Origin of the sequence: Rhodopseudomonas palustris HaA2 (assembly GCF_000013365.1) — a bacterium.
Classification (GTDB): Bacteria; Pseudomonadota; Alphaproteobacteria; order Rhizobiales; family Xanthobacteraceae; genus Rhodopseudomonas; species Rhodopseudomonas palustris_J.
Map to the genome: position 1 here is coordinate 5,242,427 of NC_007778.1, position 16,556 is coordinate 5,258,982.

Genomic DNA, 16,556 nt, shown 5'->3' on the forward strand with positions numbered 1-16,556 from the left:
GCTCGGCTTGTTGATTGACGTTCTGTTAATGATAAATCGCAGTGTCGCAATTCAAATCGAGTAGGGCGCAGATTTGCGGCAACCTTTGCGCGTGGAACTTAACATTTATTACAACCAAGCTTGCCATGCTTCGCCGCGATGTCCAGTGCAGCCCCCCACGAAATGTCCGGCGACGCGACCGAATCGGAGCCCAGCGCCTCCGCAGGGACTGCGTCCGGTGGGGATCTGCCGGCGTTTGCCGAAGACATCGACTTTCAGCTTCTGAAAGACATCGTCCGCGGGCTCCCATCCTTGGTCACGGTACAAGATCACCAGGGCGAGTTTCTGATCGTTAACGATGCCGCCGCCGCCCGCTTCAACCGGCCGGCCGGTCCAGGCGCGACCGCCACGCCCTGCGTCGCGCTCGAACAGCGCCGTGCCGACGGCTTGGCTTTGCTCGCCACCGGCCGCGGCGCGATCTGCGAGGAACGCGCCGGCGACGGCGCGACGGCGCGCACGTTCCTGACCGCGCATCGGCCGATCGAGATCGGCGGGCGCCGGCTGCTGCTGTCGAGCTCCCTCGACATGACCGAACAGAAGGCGATCGAGGACGACCTGTTTCGCCGCGCCTATTTCGACGAGTTGACGGGGCTGCCGAATCGCAGCGTGATCGAACATCGCGCCGACACCTTGCTGCGCGCCGGGGGAACGCCGAGCCGGTTCGCGCTGGCGTTCCTCGACATCGATAATTTCAAGCACATCAACGATTATTACGGCCACGCGGTCGGCGATGCATTGTTGGTCGGGGTCGCCAAACGGCTCGGCCTCGAACTGCGCGAGACCGACATGCTGTCGCGCATCAGCGGCGACGAATTCCTGCTGTTGCTGAATCCGATCGAGAGCCCGGCCGAGGTCGCCGACCACATCGATTTCCTGCTGCAGCGACTGAAGGCGCCGTTCTACATCGACGGGTCGGAATTGTTCGCTTCGGCTTCGACCGGCATCAGCCTGTATCCCGAGCACGGCCACACCTTCGACGCCTTGCGCCAGAACGCCGACATTGCGATGTACCGGGTCAAGATCGCGACGAAGGGCGCGGCCGCGATGTTCGACGTCGCGATGGAGCGCGAGGCGCTGGAACGCATGCGCATCGAGCAGTCACTGCGCCAGGCGATCCTCGACAGGCGTTTCTGCTGCGCATTCCAGCCCAAGGTCGACATCCGGACCCGCGAGATCAAGGGGATCGAGGCACTGGTCCGGCTGCGCGATGACGACGGCGTCATCCAGGCGCCAGGCACTTTCGTCGATCTGGCGGTCGAACTCGGGCTGATCGACGAACTCACCCACCTGGTCCTCGCCGAGATCATGAAATCGATCGACCTGATCAATGACGCATTCGGCACCCACGCCAGCATCAGCATCAACGTCGCGGCCAAGCAGGCCGGCAATTCCCATTTCATGCAGTCGTTTGCGGCAGCGCTCGCGGCGACCGAGTGCCCGTCGCGCTTCATCATCGAGGTGACGGAAGACGCTTTCGTCACGAAAAGTCACTTCCAGAGCGAAATTCTGCCGATGCTGCGCGAGATCGGCGTCGGCATCTCGATCGACGATTTCGGCATCGGCTACTCGTCACTGTCGGCGCTGGCGGACATCACCGCGGACGAAATCAAGATCGATCGATCCTTCATCACGGACATCCACAAGCGGCCGCGCAGCCAGGGCATCCTCAGGGCGATCGAGTCGCTGAGCGAGGCGCTCGGCATGACGGTGATTGCCGAAGGCATCGAGACCTTCGAAGAACTCGCCTATCTGCAGACTATGACCCGGATCCGCTACGCACAGGGCTATTATTTCGCAAAGCCGGTGTTCCTCGAGGAGTTGAAGCCCTCGGCGCAAGGCTTCGAGGGCGGGCGTCCACGCGAGTCAGGTCGCCAGATCGACCAGGCGCGACCGGTGATTTCGCGCACCAATGCCGGTCGCAGTTAGTCCGCGCAGAGCTATCTGCACGGGACGCAGAGCTCCCGCAGAGCCGGCCTCGTATTTCTCCCAAGCCGTTGATTGCCGACGACTTTGAGCCCCGCCCACGATCCGATATGAAGTTGTTCGGCTTGATCTGGCGCAATGTGACCTAGCAAATCATCGGCGATGGTCGCGGCATCCCCGACACATCTGGAGGGCGTCATGCCTGCCCATTCTCGCCCCTACCCCTTCGTCGATCGGCTGATCGAGACCTTCGCCGAGTGGCTCAAGCACCGGCGCGACGTGTCCGAAATGTGCCAGTTCGACGCCGCCGAATTCAGCCGCATCGCTCATGATCTCGGCGTCACCTCGACCGACCTCGACGAATTGGTCCGCCAGGGCCCACACAAGGTCGAAGAGCTGCCGCAACTCCTGAAGGCGCTCGGCATCAGCGAGGAGGCGATCGCGCGAACCCAGCCGCTGGTGATGCGCGACCTCGAACGCGTCTGCGCGCTGTGCCGCCACAAGAGCGAATGCGACCACGACATCGCCGACGGCTCGCTGGCGCAGCACTACCAGGCCTATTGCGCCAACAAGGTCACGCTCGACGCGCTGGCGGAAGAGCTGGCGAATACCCCGCCTCTGTCCGCCCGTCACTGACTGCCGTGATGTCGCACGGCTGGATCCGTCTGCTGGCGACCATCCTTCTGATCGTCGCGGTGCTGCTGGTGATCCGGCTGCACCGCGCCGAAGGAGCGACCTTGCCGGAAGCCGTCACCGCCGGACATCGGCTGGCGGTGAACTGGTGCAAGGAATGCCACGCCGTCGAGCGCAACGACGTGCTCAGCGGCAAGGGGCCGGCATTCGTGCGCATCGCGAACATGCCGTCGACCACCGAATTGTCGCTCAAGGTGTTCCTGCGGTCGAACCACTCCGACATGCCGAATCTCGTCATCGCGCCCAGCGAGGCCGACGAGATCGTGCGCTACATCCTCAGCCTCAAGCGCGACTGATGCGTCGCGCGGGACGCTGCGGACATTCCCCGCCATCCGCCCCGCCGCGCCGCGGCCCATCCTGCTGAAGGCCGCGCCATGGATTTCGACGACAGCGACAAGGTCGCACGGCTACGCGCGCAGCTCTCCGACTTCATGCGCTTTCACGTCGAACCGGCGAATGTCGCCTGGCACCGCGACGTCGCCGCAGGCCGCTATCCGTCGGCGCTGATCGAGCGGCTGAAGTCTCGCGCCTTCTCCGAGGACTTGTGGAATCTGTTTCTGCCGAGCCTCGGCGACGACGATCCCGGCCAGCGCCTGAGCAATCTCGAATACGCGCCACTGGCCGAAATCATGGGCCGGATTCACTGGGCGTCGGAAGTGTTCAACTGCAGCGCGCCCGACACCGGCAATATGGAACTGCTGCAGCTCGCCGCGACGCCGGAGCAGCGCCGGCAATGGCTGGAGCCGCTGCTGATCGGCGAGATCCGCTCCTGTTTTGCGATGAGCGAGCCCGACGCCGCCTCGTCCGACGCCCGCAACATCCGCACCACCATCGCCCGCGACGGCGACGACTACGTTGTCAACGGTCGCAAATGGTTCATCACCGGGGCCGCGCATCCGAACTGCAAGCTGGCGATCGTGATGGGCGTCACCGGCGATCACCTCGACCCGAATTCCACCGAACGGCATTCGATGCTGCTGGTGCCGATGGACACCCCCGGGCTGAGCATCGTCCGCAACATTCCGGTGATGCACTATCACTCTCCGGAAGGGCATTGCGAGCTTCTGTTCCGCGACGTCCGGGTGCCGGTCACGGCTCTGCTCGGCGAACAGGGCAAGGGCTTCCGCCTGGCGCAGGACCGGCTCGGCCCCGGCCGGGTCCATCACTGCATGCGCACGATCGGGCAGTGCGAGGTCGCGCTCGAACTGATGTGTGAGCGCGCGCTGGAACGCAAGGCGTTCGGCAGGCATCTGGCCGACTACGCCAACATCCAGGACTGGATTGCGGAGTCGCGCCTGGAAATCGATCAGGCGCGCCTGCTGGTGATGAAGGCGGCGCATCGCATGGACCGCGAAGGCAATGCGGCGGCTCGCGTCGACGTCTCGGCGATCAAGCTGGTCGCCGCACGGCTGCAGACGCGAATCGTCGACCGCGCCATGCAGGTGTTCGGCGCGATGGGTCTGACACCGGATACGCCGCTGTCCTATCTGTGGACGTGGGGACGGGCGATGCGCTTTCTCGACGGCCCGGACGAAGTGCATCTGCGCGTCGTCGCGCGGGCGGAGCTGGCGTCGGCCAAGGCCCAGGCCGGCCGCAATGCCCACCACTTCGTCCCGCCGGACGCCCTGCTCGGCGGCTGATCAGGCGCGAGGCTGCTTCTCGATCACGGTCACGATCCAGCGCGGCGTTTCGCCGGTGGTATCCTCCTTGACCGCACGAACGATACCAGTGATCGAGGAGCCACCGACTTTGAGTGTCGCCGCGCGGCCGCTGAACTGGGCGATCCGCGAGCGTCGGGCTTCTTTCACATCGGTCGTTTCGAGCATTTGCATCATCATGGTGCTGATCTCCATGATGCGGACTATTCGGGGAACGTCGTTACGCAGAGATTAAATTCGGGGCTCGTACGAATACCGACCGCCGGGCCAGCAGGCGATGCGAAGACGCACCGGACCGATGCACAGCCGGTCATCAGATGGCCTCCTGCACCACGCGACAATCGACCGCAGCGCGACCAAAACGATCCCGTTCCGCGCGAGCCTCGCGCAGCGTCGGCGGATGACTTTCGTCCAATGGACGCTGTCAGCAATTCGCCTGACTGGCGACCGTTCCTCGTTTGTTTTATCGAACAGAGCTGGCATCGGGACGCGCCGGTTCGCTTCGCCTTACGAGATCGTGGACGCAGTCCCCGATGACGACCTCTGCTCTTGCGTCCGCGTGCTTGGCGTCCTTTCCCTCCACTCGCGATCATGCGTGCGTGGACGAACCCGAAAAGGCACCCGAGAACCGGGTGAACATAGGTACATCACATGCAATTCTGGCTCGCTGCATTTGCGGTCGCTCTTGTGGTCGTGATCGGCTACGCGGGTGGCCCGCCCGGGGCGCTCGTCGCCCTGCTCGCTTTTGTGATCGCGCTGTTCCTGCTGTGGGCCCGCGAGCTCGGCTTCAAGGGCGCGTGGGAGAAATTCGGATTGCAGTCGCTGTCGCCACCGTTGTGGAAGCAGGACAATATCGACCGGTTCAAAGCGCTTTTTGCCGACGAGCAGAAGCTCGTCAAAGCCTGCACCATTTCGGTTGCGTTGATCGCGGCATCGATGCTGCTGCCACGCAATCTCGTCGTCTTCATTTTCCTGGCCGCAATCGCACTCGGGGTCTTCGAAGTGTATCGAAATACCAGTTCGGCGGCGACCCGGCCCGGAAACCGAATCAACTGATCGGCGACGCACCGATTTTCACACCCGAAACCCAATTCGGGGAGACGATCTCGGGCCGGCGGCATCTGCCGCCGGCCCTTTATCGTTTGCCGAACGCCAGATCCCGGCGGCGCCGTTGTCCAGAGCTGCCGACGACGCGCCCGGTTTGGGCATTCGTTTAAGGTTTGATTACCGTGATTGCTAACTTGGTTTCCATCACTGGTAGTTATTCCTGTCTAAATGAGCACTACCTCGAACAGCGCCACCGGTGACACGGATGCGTCGGACCCGTCCGAGCGCTTCGCCATCGGAAATATGCTGAACCACCGCCCCGTGGCGCTGCTGATGGGATGCGGGCTGCTGTTGATCTCCGCGATCGCGATCGTGACGACGATGATCGTCGGCGATTTTCGCACCAAAGCCCTCCAGAACAGCGAGCGGGAGCTGGCCAATACGGCCATGCTGCTGGCGCATCACTACAATCGCGAACTGGAGGAATTCCTCGCGATCCAGACCGAGGTGGTCGCGCTGGTGAGACAGGCCCAGCTCGACTCCGCGGACGCCTTCAGCGGCCAGATGGCGACGCTGGACACCCACCAGATGCTGCGCGCCAAGGCGGGGACCGCGCCGGAACTCTCCGGCCTCGCGATCTTCAACGATCGTGGCAATTTGATCAACAATTCGTCGCATTGGCCCGTGCCCGAATTGTCGATCGCCGAACACTCTTATTTTCAGGCCCACAAGGCCGGCATCGCGCCGCGAACTACGGTTGAATTGGTGCAGAACACCCTCGCCGGCGGTTGGGCGATCGTGCTGGCGCAGCGGCTCGACAATTCGCGCGGCGAATTCGTCGGCGTCGTCAGCCGATCGCTGACGCCTGCGCATTTCGAATATTTCCTGGCGTCGGTGTCGCTCGGCGGCGATTCCGCGATCTCGCTTCATCACAGCAACGGCGTGCTGATGGCGCGCTATCCGCATGCCGAAGACAGCATCGGGCTCAATCTGCGCTCGGACGAGGTGGCCCGACTCGGACTGTTCGAATCGAACGTGACCATGCCCGTGACGAGCCCGGTCGACGGTCGGGAGCGGCTGGTGTCCTCGTACTCGCTCGCGAGCTTGCCGATTGTCGTCGTCACCGCCACCACCACGGACGAGGCGCTGGCGGCGTGGCGCAAACAGACGCGGCTGCTGATTTCGGCCGCCACCGTCTCGGCGCTGGTGGTGTCGGTCATTCTGCTGCTGATCATCAGGCAACTCGGCAAGCAGCACCAAGCGACACAAGCGAGGCTGGCGCTGGACAAGCAACGCCTCAACACGGCGATCAACAACATGTCTCAGGGCCTGCTGCTGTTCGACGCAGCGCAGCGCCTGGTCGTGTGCAATCAGCGCTACATTCAGATGTACGGACTGTCGCCGGAGATCGTCAAGCCGGGCTGCAGCTTCCGCGACATCATCGCTCACCGGCATGCACGGGGGTCGTTCAAGGGCGATGTCGACGAGTATTGCGGTCGCATCGTCCAGGCCGTGATCGTCGAAAAGACCTCGGCGGTGCACGGCTCCCACGACCGCTCGATCCAGATTTCGAGCGTGCCGGTTCCGGGCGGCGGCTGGGTCGCGACGCATGAAGACATCACCGAGCGAATTCGCGACAGCGAGAAGATCGCCTATCTTGCGCACTACGACAGCCTGACCGATCTGCCCAACCGCAGCCTGTTCCGGCAGCGGCTGGAGCGCGAGTTGCACCCCGGCAGGGGCAGTGCGGCGTGCACGCTGCTCTATATCGACATCGACGAGTTCAAGAGCATCAACGACACGCTCGGCCATCCGATCGGCGACGAACTGCTGAAGCAGGTCGCCGTCCGGCTGCGCGAATGCGTCGGCGCCAGCGACTTCGTCGCCCGGCTCGGGGGCGATGAATTCGCGGTGATCGCGACCAGCGCCGCCGACAGCGATCAGGCCACCGCGCTGGCCGAGCGCATTCTGCAGACGATCCGCGCGCCGTACCACTGCCTCGGCCATCATCTGTCGACCGACGCCTCGATCGGCATAGCGATCGCGCCCGGCGATGGGGAGGATATCGACCAGCTCATCAAGAACGCCGATCTGGCGATGTACAGTGCCAAGGCGGGAGGCCGGCGCACTTTTCGATTCTTCGAGCCGGCGATGGACGCGATTGCGCGGGCGCGTCGTGAACTCGAATTCGATCTGCGCACCGCAATCGCCGACGGCGGCTTCGAGATTCACTATCAGCCGATCGTCGACCTGCGGAGCGACGAGATCACCGGCTGCGAGGCGCTGCTGCGCTGGCGACATCCGACCCGTGGTATGATCTCACCGGCCGAATTCATCCCGGTCGCGGAAGACACCGGTTTGATCAATGAGATCGGCGGCTGGACCCTCGCCGCTGCGTGCGCCGAGGCGGTGCAGTGGGAGCAGAACATCACGCTGGCCGTCAATATTTCGCCGGTGCAGTTCCGGCAACCGACGCTCGCGCTCCTGGTGGCCTCGGTACTGGGGTCGACCGGATTGCCCGCGCAGCGACTCGAACTCGAAGTCACCGAGGCGGTGCTGATCCACGACGACGATGCGGCGCTGACGACGCTGAATCTGCTTCGCGCGCTGGGGGTGCGGATCTCGCTCGACGATTTCGGAACCGGCTACTCGTCGCTCAGCTACCTGCAGCGCTTCCCGTTCGACAAGATCAAGATCGACCGCGCCTTCGTCGAGAATATCGACACCACCGAAGGATCGACCGCGATCATCGAGGCCGTCGTCAACATCGCGGCGTCGCGCAGCATGACGACCACCGCGGAAGGCGTCGAGACCGTACGGCAGCGCGATATCCTGCGCGGGCTCGGCTGCACCCAGATGCAGGGCTGGTTGTTCAGCCCGGCCGTGCCCGCGGCGAAATTCAGGATGTTGCTCGCCGAGCGCCGCGCCACCAGGGCCGCCTGACGCGCGGCGCTGCGGCCGACCCCGCGGCGATCTTTATACCGTCTTTATGCCGCCGCCAGCGATTCCACATCGCTTCCTTACGGCGAGAAGCCTAGCTGATCGAAGCCCGATCACAGGAGGCTTCGATGTCCGATCTTCTCATGCTCCTCACCGGCCTCGGCCTGTTCGCCGTCACCATCGGCTACGCCTATGCGTGCGAACGAATCTGAAGGAGCGCAATGATGTCGTTCGACTATGTTCTCGCCGCATCGGTCAGCGCCGCGCTGCTGATCTATCTCGTCACCGCGCTGTTGCGCCCCGAACGCTTCTAGGGGGCTGCGATGACACTGATTGGATGGACCCAGATCGCGCTGTTCTGCGCGATCATCGTCGCGCTGACGCCGTTGCTCGGCGCCTATCTCACCCACGTTTTCGACGGCCAGACCACGCCGCTGTCGTTCGTGCTCAGGCCGGTCGAAACCGGTCTGTACCGCCTCGCCGGCGTCGACCCGCAGCGCGAGCAGCACTGGCTGACCTATACGTTGGCGATGCTGCTGTTTCACGCCGCCGGCTTCGTGCTGCTGTATTTGCTGCTGCGGCTGCAGGCGGTGCTGCCACTGAACCCGGCGGAGCAAGGCGCGGTGGCACCGGATCTCGCGCTCAACACGGCGGTCTCGTTCCTCACCAACACCAACTGGCAGAACTACGGCGGCGAGAGCACGCTGTCGTATCTCACCCAGATGTTCGGGCTGACGGTGCAGAACTTCCTGTCCGCCGCCACCGGCATCGTGCTGGCGGTGGCGCTGATCCGCGGCTTCGCCCGCGCCTCGGCGAAGACCATCGGCAATTTCTGGGTCGACGTCACCCGCTGCACGCTCTACGTGCTGCTGCCGATCTGCATCGTCTTCACCCTCTTTCTGGTCTGGCAGGGTGTGCCGCAGACGCTGGGGCCGTCTATCGACGCGACCACGCTCGAAGGCGGCAGGCAGACGATCGCGCTCGGGCCGGTGGGCTCCCAGGTCGCGATCAAGATGCTCGGCACCAATGGCGGCGGCTTCTTCAACGCCAACGCCGCGCATCCGCTCGAGAACCCGACCGCGCTGTCGAACTTCCTGCAGATGCTGTCGATCTTCGCGCTCGGCGCGGCACTCACCAATGTGTTCGGCCGGATGGTCGGCGATCAGCGCCAGGGCTGGGCGATCCTGGCCGCGATGGGCGTTCTGTTCATCGCCGGCGTCGCGGTCTGCTACTGGGCCGAAGCCAACGGCACGCAGATCCTGCAGGCGGCCGGTCTTGCCGGTGGAAACATGGAAGGCAAGGAGGTCCGCTTCGGCATCGCCGCCTCGGCGCTGTTCGCGGCGATCACCACCGCGGCCTCGTGCGGCGCCGTCAACGCGATGCACGACAGCTTCACCGCGCTCGGCGGCATGATCCCGATCATCAACATGGAGCTCGGCGAAATCGTGATCGGCGGCGTCGGCGCCGGACTCTACGGCATGCTGCTGTTCGTGATCATCACGATCTTTCTTGCCGGACTGATGGTCGGCCGCACGCCGGAATATGTCGGCAAGAAGATCGAGGCGCGCGAGGTCAAGATGGCGATGCTCGCGATCCTGATCCTGCCGCTGTTGATGCTCGGCTTCACCGCGATCGCCGTGGTGTATCCGCCGGCGGTGGCGTCGATGGCCAATGCCGGGCCGCACGGCTTCTCGGAAGTGCTCTACGCCTTCACCTCGCAGGCCGCCAACAACGGCTCGGCGTTCGGCGGCCTGACCGGCAACACGCCGTTCTACAATCTCGCCGGCTCGATCGCGATGTTCCTCGGGCGGTTCTGGATGATCATCCCGGCGATGGCCATCGCCGGCTCGCTGGCGGGCAAGAAATCGGTCGCCGCCACGGCAGGCACCTTCCCGACCAGCGGCCCGTTGTTCGTCGGGCTACTCGTCGGCGTCATTCTGATCGTCGGTGGCCTCACCTTCTTTCCGGCGCTCGCCGTCGGCCCCATCGTCGAGCATCTCGCGATGCTGAACGGCACCGCCTACTAATCCGGAGACACATCCATGCAAGCGAAACTCCGCAAACGGACCGCCGCCTCGGCCATGCTCGATCCGGCGATCCTGCTCCCCGCGATCGGTCACGCCTTCGTCAAGCTCGATCCGCGGACCCTGATCAAGAACCCGGTGATGTTCGTCCTCGAAGTCGTCACAGTGCTCACGACGATCCTGACGATCCGCAACATCGTTGCCGGCAACGGCAGTCTCGGCTTCGACCTTCAGATCACCATCTGGCTGTGGTTCACGATCTTGTTCGCCAATTTCGCCGAAGCCGTCGCCGAAGGCCGCGGCAAGGCGCAGGCCGACACCCTGCGCCAGACCCGGGCCTCCACGGTCGCCAAGCGGCTGCTGATGCCGGACAATCACGAGCTCTACGAGGGCGTCGCCGCCGAACATCTCAAGGTCGGCGACCTGGTGCTGTGCGAGGCAGGCGACACCATCCCGGGCGACGGCGACATCATCGAAGGCATCGCCTCGGTCAACGAGGCCGCAGTGACCGGCGAATCCGCCCCGGTGATCCGCGAATCCGGCGGCGACCGCTCTGCGGTCACCGGCGGCACCAATGTGATCTCGGACCGCATCGTCGTGAAGATCACCGCGGCGGCCGGTTCGTCGTTTCTCGACCGCATGATCGGACTGGTCGAAGGCGCCGAGCGCCAGAAGACGCCGAACGAGATCGCCCTCAACATCCTGCTGGTCGGCCTCACCATCATCTTCGTGTTCGCCACCGTGACCATTCCGAGTTTCGCGACCTACGCCGGCGGCTCGATCTCGGTGATCGTGCTGGTGGCGCTGTTCGTGACGCTGATCCCGACCACGATCGGCGCGCTGCTGTCGGCGATCGGCATCGCCGGCATGGACCGGCTGGTGCGCTTCAATGTGCTGGCGATGTCCGGTCGCGCGGTGGAGGCCGCCGGCGACATCGATACGCTGCTGCTCGACAAGACCGGCACCATCACCTTCGGCAATCGCCTGGCCTCGGAAATCATCCCGGTGCCGGGCGTCAGCGACACCGAGGCGGCGGAGGCCGCGCTGCTGGCGAGCCAGGCCGATGAGACCGCGGAAGGCCGCTCGATCGTGACGCTGGCGCAAGAGAAGCACGGCCTCGCCAACGTTGCGGTGCCCGGCGCCGCGAGTTTCATCGCGTTCTCGGCGATGACGCGGCTGTCCGGCGTCGATCTCGACGGGCGCAACCTGCGCAAGGGTGCGGTCGATTCGATCCTGAAATTCGTCCGCGACGAATCCGGCGCCGATATCGCCGAGCCGCCGGCGTTCCGCGCGGCGGTCGACCGCATCGCCCGCGCCGGCGGAACACCGCTTGGACTGGCGGAAGGCGGTCGGCTGCTCGGCGTCATCCACCTCAAGGACGTGGTCAAGCCGGACGTCAAGGAGCGCTTCGCGGCGCTGCGCCGGATGGGGATCAAGACGGTGATGATCACCGGCGACAATCCGGTCACCGCGGCCTCGATCGCCTCGGAAGCCGGCGTCGACGACTTCATCGCGCAGGCCACCCCCGAGGACAAGCTGCGCTACATCCGCAGCGAGCAGGCCAACGGCCGGCTGATCGCGATGTGCGGCGACGGCACCAACGACGCCCCCGCACTGGCGCAAGCCGACGTCGGCGTGGCGATGCAGAGCGGCACCCAGGCGGCGCGCGAGGCCGGCAACATGGTGGACCTCGACTCCGACCCGACCAAGCTGATCGAGGTGGTGGAGATCGGAAAACAGCTTCTGATGACGCGCGGTGCGCTGACCACCTTTTCGATCGCCAACGACGTCGCCAAATATTTCGCCATCATCCCGGCGATGTTCGTGGCGTTCTACCCGCAACTCGGCGCGCTCAACGTGATGGGGCTGTCGACGCCGCAGAGCGCGATCCTGTCGGCGATCGTGTTCAACGCGCTGATCATCATCGCGCTGATCCCCCTGGCCCTGAAGGGCGTGACCTATCGCCCCGTCGGCGCGGCGGCGCTGCTGCGGCGCAATCTGCTGATCTACGGCCTCGGCGGCCTGGTGCTGCCGTTCATCGGAATCAAGGTCATCGATCTCGCGGTGACCGCCCTGCATCTCGCCTGAACCCGAAAAGGTGACGCCATGTTGAAAGAAATCCGTCCCGCGATCGTGTCGTTCGCAGCGCTCGCCTGCCTCACCGGCCTGATCTATCCGCTGGCGATGACCGGCATCGCGCAGGTCGCCTTCCCGACCCAGGCCAATGGCAGCCTGATCACGCAGAACAACCAGGTGATCGGCTCCGCGCTGATCGGCCAATCGTTCACCGAGCCCAAGTACTTCCACGGCCGGCCGTCTGCGACCACCGCGCCGGATCCGCAGGATCCGGCCAAGTCGGTACCTGCCCCCTACAATGCCGCCAACTCGATGGGCTCCAATCTCGGCCCGACCAGCAAGGCGCTCGCCGACCGGCTTGCGAGCGACATGGCGGCGCTCAAGCAGGAAAATCCCGGCGCGGCGGTCCCGGTCGATCTCGTGACCACCTCCGGCAGCGGCCTCGATCCCGACGTCTCGCCGGAGGCGGCGCTGTTCCAGGTGCCGCGCGTCGCCAAAGCCCGCAATCTGCCCGAAGCCAGGGTGCGCGCCCTGGTGGAAAGCCAGGCCACCGGCCGCGATCTCGGCGTCCTCGGCGAGCCGCGCGTCAACGTACTGAAATTAAACCTGGCCCTCGATAAGATGCAGGCACAGAACCAGCCGGGCTCCTGATGTCGACCTCGACCGCCACCGCACGCGCTTCACCCGACGCCCTGCTGGCCCTCGCCGGCAAGGAAGGGCGCGGCCGGCTCAAGATCTTTGTCGGCGCCGCGCCCGGCGTCGGCAAGACCTATGCGATGCTGTCTGCTGCGCGCAGCGAGCGGGATGGCGGCCGTGACGTGGTGGCGGGATTGATCGAGACCCATGGCAGGCTCGAGACCGAACACTTGCTGCAGGGCATCGAAGTGCTGTCGCGGCACCCGATCGTTTATCGCAACCGGGTGATGCGCGAATTCGACCTCGACGGCGCGCTGGCGCGCAAGCCTTCGTTGCTGCTGGTCGACGAATACGCCCACACCAACGTGCCGGGCAGCCGCCATCCGAAGCGCTGGCAGGACATCGACGAACTGCTCGCCGCCGGCATCGACGTCTGGACCACGCTGAACATCCAGCATCTCGAAAGCCTCAACGACGTCGTGCTGAAGATCAGCAAGATCCGCGTGCGCGAGACGGTGCCCGACAAGGCGTTCGACCGTGCCGACGAGATCGTGCTGGTCGACCTGCCGCCGGACGAACTGCTGAAACGCCTCGCCCAGGGCAAGGTCTACGTCCAGGACACCGCGGCGCGCGCGGTCGAGAGCTTCTTCAAGCCGCAGAATCTCACCGCGCTGCGCGAACTGGCGATGCGCCGCGCCGCCGAGCGGGTCGACGCCGCTTTGGTCGAGCGGATGCAGGCGCACGCGATCGAAGGGCCGTGGGCCGCCGGCGAGCGCATCCTCGCCTGCGTCGGTCCGGACACCGGCTCGCCCGGCGTGGTGCGCACCGCCAAGCGGCTCGCCGACCTGATGGACGCGCCGTGGATCGCGGTGACGGTCGAACGCTCCGGCGTCAATCCCGACTCCGCGGCGCGCCGGCAGATCGACGAGGCGCTGAAGCTCGCCGAGAGTCTCGGCGCCGAGACCCATACGCTGACCGGCAACGACATTCCCGACGAGCTGCTGCGCTTCGCCCGTTTCGAAAACGTCACCCAGATGGTGATCGGCCGCGCCCGCGGCGGCGCGCTGCGGCAATGGCTCGCGGGCTCGCTGCCGCAGCAATTGATGCAGCGCTCGACCGACATCGCCATCCATCTGGTGCCGGTGCAGGGGGAACCCGCCGAACGCGACAGCCGCTCGCTCGCGGCACGGCTGAATGCGTCCAAGCCGGCGCATTTTGTCTATGCGACCGTCGCGGTCGCCGGCGCGGTGGCGGTCGGCAAGGCGTTCGCACAGGCGATCCCGACGGCGAGCCTGTCGGTGGTGTTCCTGATGGCGGTGCTGTTCAGCGCGGTGAAGTCCGGTGTCGGCCCGGCGATCTTCGCCTCGGTGCTGTCGTTCTTCACTTACAATTTCTTCTTCATCGCCCCGCTCTACACCTTCACCGTCGCGGAGCCCTACGAACTGCTGGCGCTGCTGATGTATCTGGTGGTCGCGATCGTCGCCGCGACGCTTGCCGGCCGGCTGCGTGATCAAGCGCGGATCTCCGCAGGCCGGGTTCGGGCGATGCGGAGACTCTACGAGTTCACCCGCCGGTTGTCGGGGCTCGCCACCAGCGATGATATCGCCGAAGGCGCGGCGAGCGAAATCCACGCCAGCCTGGGCCGCCCGGTGATGGTGATGCTGCCGCGCGAGGACGATCTGGTGCTGGCCGCAGCCTGGCCGCCGGAGGACGCACTCGACGAGGCGGCGATGATGGCGGCACGTTGGGCCTTCACCCACAATGAACCCGCCGGCTTCGACACCGGCACGCTGCCGATCGTGCCGTGGCGTTTCCTGCCGGTGCGCACCGGCGCCACCACCTACGGCGTGATCGGCGTGATGCAGAAGAAGGACAGCGCTGCGCTCGACTCCGAGGCCCAGGCACTGCTCGATACACTCACCGAACAGACCGCGGCCGCGCTGGAGCGCGCCGCATTGACGCGCGACATGGTGAGGGCGCGGACGGCGACCGAGACCGAGCGCGTCCGCAACACCTTGCTGGCTTCGATTTCGCACGACTTCCGCACACCGCTGTCCTCGATCCTCGGCTCGGCCACCAGTCTGTCCACCTTTGGCGACAAGCTCGACGACGCCGCGACCCGCGACCTGCTCGCCAATATCCGCGAGGAGGCCGAAGGCCTCGACGAGATGGTGCGCAACCTGTTGTCGATCACCCGGATCGAATCCGGCGCGCTCGAACTGCGCCGCGACTGGGTCGATCTGCGCGAGATCGCCGCACGCGTGATCGAAGCGGCACGGCGGCGCGGCGCGGCGCAACACATAGACCTCGACTGCCCGGCCGATAGTCCGCTGGTGCGGGCCGACGCGGCGCTGGTCGAACAGGCGCTCGGCAACATCGTCGCCAATGCCGTTGCGCACACGCCGCCAACGTCGCACATCCTGATCGACGCCGAGAACGACGCGTCATCGGTGAAGCTGCGCGTCACCGACGACGGCCCGGGCGTTGCCGTGGCCGATCTGCCGCGCATCTTCGATCGCTTCGTGCGCAGCGCCAGCGGCACCGCGCCGTCCTCGAGTCGCGGCCAGGGCGTCGGATTGGGACTGGCCATCGCCAAGGGAATCATGGAAGCGCATGGCGGCGCGGTGTCCGCGCTCAGCCCCGTCGCGAACGGGCACGGCACGCGCTTCGTGCTCACCTTCATGCGCGACAGGACACAGGAGACGCCGCAGCCATGAGCGTGAAATCGCGCGTGCTGGTGGTCGACGACGAACCGGCGATCCTGCGCTTTCTCAAGCCGGCGCTGGAAGCCAACGGCTACGACGTCTCGCACGCCGCGACCGTCACCGAGGCGATCAAGCGGGTCGCCGCGGATGCGCCCGACATTGTGCTGCTCGATCTCGGCCTCGCCGACGGCGACGGCAAGGACGTCATCCGGCAGGTCCGCGCCTGGTCGGATCTGCCGATCCTGGTCCTGTCCGCGCGCGAGCGCGAAGCCGAGAAGATCGAGTCGCTCGACCTCGGCGCCGACGACTACGTCAACAAGCCGTTCAACTCCGGCGAACTGATGGCGCGGATGCGCGCAGCGTTACGCCACCGGATGCAGCGCAACGCCGAGCCCGCCGCGCTGTCGGTCGGCGGCATCGAGATCGACGCAGTTCGCCACCGCGTCACCCGCGACGGCGACGAGATCAAGCTGACGCCGAAGGAATTCGAACTGCTGGCCTTCCTGGTGCGGCACGCCGGCCGCGTCGTCACCCACCGGCAGATTCTCGCAGCGGTGTGGGGACCGGCGCACACCTCGGACACGCAATATCTGCGGGTCTATATCGGCCAGTTGCGCCAGAAGATCGAAGCGCATGCCGACGAGCCGCGGATCATCCTGACCGAGCCCGGCATCGGCTATCGGATCGGCGACGCAGGCTGAGTCTCCGCGCAAGGCAGGGTTCCGCGCGTGAGGATTGCCGGCGCGCTGGTTGCTGTGTTTGATGCCGGACCGCCGCGCGCGCGGCCTCGCCATCCTCGAAGACATCAACGAAAG

General features: G+C 65.5%; 13 protein-coding genes. 12 read left to right on the forward strand and 1 reads right to left on the reverse strand.

Translation table 11 applies throughout. The features are described 5' to 3' along the window. Nucleotides 1-138 precede the first annotated feature (138 nt). The 4 genes from RPB_RS23345 (at nt 139) to RPB_RS23360 (ending at nt 4,295) form a co-directional block, all read left to right on the forward strand. Nucleotides 139-1,965, forward strand: coding sequence for a putative bifunctional diguanylate cyclase/phosphodiesterase (locus RPB_RS23345; RefSeq protein WP_011443503.1), 1,827 nt, complete (start codon nt 139-141; stop codon nt 1,963-1,965). Nucleotides 1,966-2,160: 195 nt separating this feature from the next. Continuing rightward, nucleotides 2,161-2,598 carry a hypothetical protein gene (locus RPB_RS23350; protein ID WP_011443504.1) on the forward strand — a complete coding sequence of 146 codons (438 nt, stop codon included), beginning with the start codon at nt 2,161-2,163 and terminating at the stop codon, nt 2,596-2,598. Between the two features lie 8 nt (nt 2,599-2,606). Continuing rightward, entirely contained in the window at nt 2,607-2,951 is a 345-nt protein-coding gene (locus RPB_RS23355) for a c-type cytochrome (RefSeq protein WP_041799017.1), read from the forward strand. 78 nt (nt 2,952-3,029) lie between these two features. After that, nucleotides 3,030-4,295 carry an acyl-CoA dehydrogenase family protein gene (locus RPB_RS23360; RefSeq protein WP_011443506.1) on the forward strand — a complete coding sequence of 422 codons (1,266 nt, stop codon included), beginning with the start codon at nt 3,030-3,032 and terminating at the stop codon, nt 4,293-4,295. Here RPB_RS23360 and RPB_RS23365 read toward each other — a convergent pair whose 3' ends face one another. Then, nucleotides 4,296-4,508, reverse strand: coding sequence for a hypothetical protein (locus tag RPB_RS23365; RefSeq protein ID WP_245258282.1), 213 nt, complete (start codon nt 4,506-4,508; stop codon nt 4,296-4,298). 456 nt (nt 4,509-4,964) lie between these two features. On the opposite strand from RPB_RS23365, the gene RPB_RS23370 reads away from it, so the two are divergent. The 8 genes from RPB_RS23370 to RPB_RS23405 all read left to right on the forward strand — a co-directional run bounded on the left by RPB_RS23370 (nt 4,965) and on the right by RPB_RS23405 (nt 16,442). After that, nucleotides 4,965-5,369, forward strand: coding sequence for a hypothetical protein (locus RPB_RS23370; protein ID WP_011443508.1), 405 nt, complete (start codon nt 4,965-4,967; stop codon nt 5,367-5,369). Nucleotides 5,370-5,588: 219 nt separating this feature from the next. Beyond that, entirely contained in the window at nt 5,589-8,303 is a 2,715-nt protein-coding gene (locus RPB_RS23375) for a bifunctional diguanylate cyclase/phosphodiesterase (RefSeq protein WP_011443509.1), read from the forward strand. A gap of 221 nt (nt 8,304-8,524) precedes the next feature. After that, nucleotides 8,525-8,614, forward strand: coding sequence for a K(+)-transporting ATPase subunit F (gene kdpF / locus RPB_RS23380; RefSeq protein ID WP_157038890.1), 90 nt, complete (start codon nt 8,525-8,527; stop codon nt 8,612-8,614). Between the two features lie 9 nt (nt 8,615-8,623). After that, nucleotides 8,624-10,327 (forward strand): potassium-transporting ATPase subunit KdpA, encoded by a 1,704-nt coding sequence (gene kdpA, locus RPB_RS23385; RefSeq protein ID WP_011443510.1) that lies wholly within the window; start codon nt 8,624-8,626, stop codon nt 10,325-10,327. Nucleotides 10,328-10,342: 15 nt separating this feature from the next. Beyond that, nucleotides 10,343-12,412 carry a potassium-transporting ATPase subunit KdpB gene (kdpB, locus tag RPB_RS23390; RefSeq protein ID WP_011443511.1) on the forward strand — a complete coding sequence of 690 codons (2,070 nt, stop codon included), beginning with the start codon at nt 10,343-10,345 and terminating at the stop codon, nt 12,410-12,412. Nucleotides 12,413-12,430: 18 nt separating this feature from the next. Next, nucleotides 12,431-13,051, forward strand: coding sequence for a K(+)-transporting ATPase subunit C (locus RPB_RS23395; RefSeq protein ID WP_011443512.1), 621 nt, complete (start codon nt 12,431-12,433; stop codon nt 13,049-13,051). Continuing rightward, complete coding sequence (locus RPB_RS23400; protein ID WP_011443513.1) at nt 13,051-15,753, forward strand: sensor histidine kinase; 2,703 nt, start codon at nt 13,051-13,053, stop codon at nt 15,751-15,753. Before RPB_RS23395 ends, RPB_RS23400 begins: the two co-directional genes overlap by 1 nt. Continuing rightward, complete coding sequence (locus RPB_RS23405; RefSeq protein WP_011443514.1) at nt 15,750-16,442, forward strand: response regulator; 693 nt, start codon at nt 15,750-15,752, stop codon at nt 16,440-16,442. The genes RPB_RS23400 and RPB_RS23405 overlap by 4 nt, the downstream gene beginning before the upstream one ends. Nucleotides 16,443-16,556: the final 114 nt, after the last annotated feature.

What these genes read in the sequence shown, in the direction of transcription:
- RPB_RS23345 (WP_011443503.1), top strand. Translation starts at nt 139, where the DNA reads ATGTCCAGTGCAGCCCCCCACGAAATGTCCGGCGACGCGACCGAATCG.
- RPB_RS23370 (WP_011443508.1), top strand. Translation starts at nt 4,965, where the DNA reads ATGCAATTCTGGCTCGCTGCATTTGCGGTCGCTCTTGTGGTCGTGATC.
- RPB_RS23350 (WP_011443504.1), top strand. Translation starts at nt 2,161, where the DNA reads ATGCCTGCCCATTCTCGCCCCTACCCCTTCGTCGATCGGCTGATCGAG.
- RPB_RS23405 (WP_011443514.1), top strand. Translation starts at nt 15,750, where the DNA reads ATGAGCGTGAAATCGCGCGTGCTGGTGGTCGACGACGAACCGGCGATC.
- kdpF (WP_157038890.1), top strand. Translation starts at nt 8,525, where the DNA reads ATGTCGTTCGACTATGTTCTCGCCGCATCGGTCAGCGCCGCGCTGCTG.
- RPB_RS23355 (WP_041799017.1), top strand. Translation starts at nt 2,607, where the DNA reads ATGTCGCACGGCTGGATCCGTCTGCTGGCGACCATCCTTCTGATCGTC.
- kdpA (WP_011443510.1), top strand. Translation starts at nt 8,624, where the DNA reads ATGACACTGATTGGATGGACCCAGATCGCGCTGTTCTGCGCGATCATC.
- kdpB (WP_011443511.1), top strand. Translation starts at nt 10,343, where the DNA reads ATGCAAGCGAAACTCCGCAAACGGACCGCCGCCTCGGCCATGCTCGAT.
- RPB_RS23375 (WP_011443509.1), top strand. Translation starts at nt 5,589, where the DNA reads ATGAGCACTACCTCGAACAGCGCCACCGGTGACACGGATGCGTCGGAC.
- RPB_RS23365 (WP_245258282.1), bottom strand. Translation starts at nt 4,508, where the DNA reads ATGGAGATCAGCACCATGATGATGCAAATGCTCGAAACGACCGATGTG.
- RPB_RS23400 (WP_011443513.1), top strand. Translation starts at nt 13,051, where the DNA reads ATGTCGACCTCGACCGCCACCGCACGCGCTTCACCCGACGCCCTGCTG.
- RPB_RS23360 (WP_011443506.1), top strand. Translation starts at nt 3,030, where the DNA reads ATGGATTTCGACGACAGCGACAAGGTCGCACGGCTACGCGCGCAGCTC.
- RPB_RS23395 (WP_011443512.1), top strand. Translation starts at nt 12,431, where the DNA reads ATGTTGAAAGAAATCCGTCCCGCGATCGTGTCGTTCGCAGCGCTCGCC.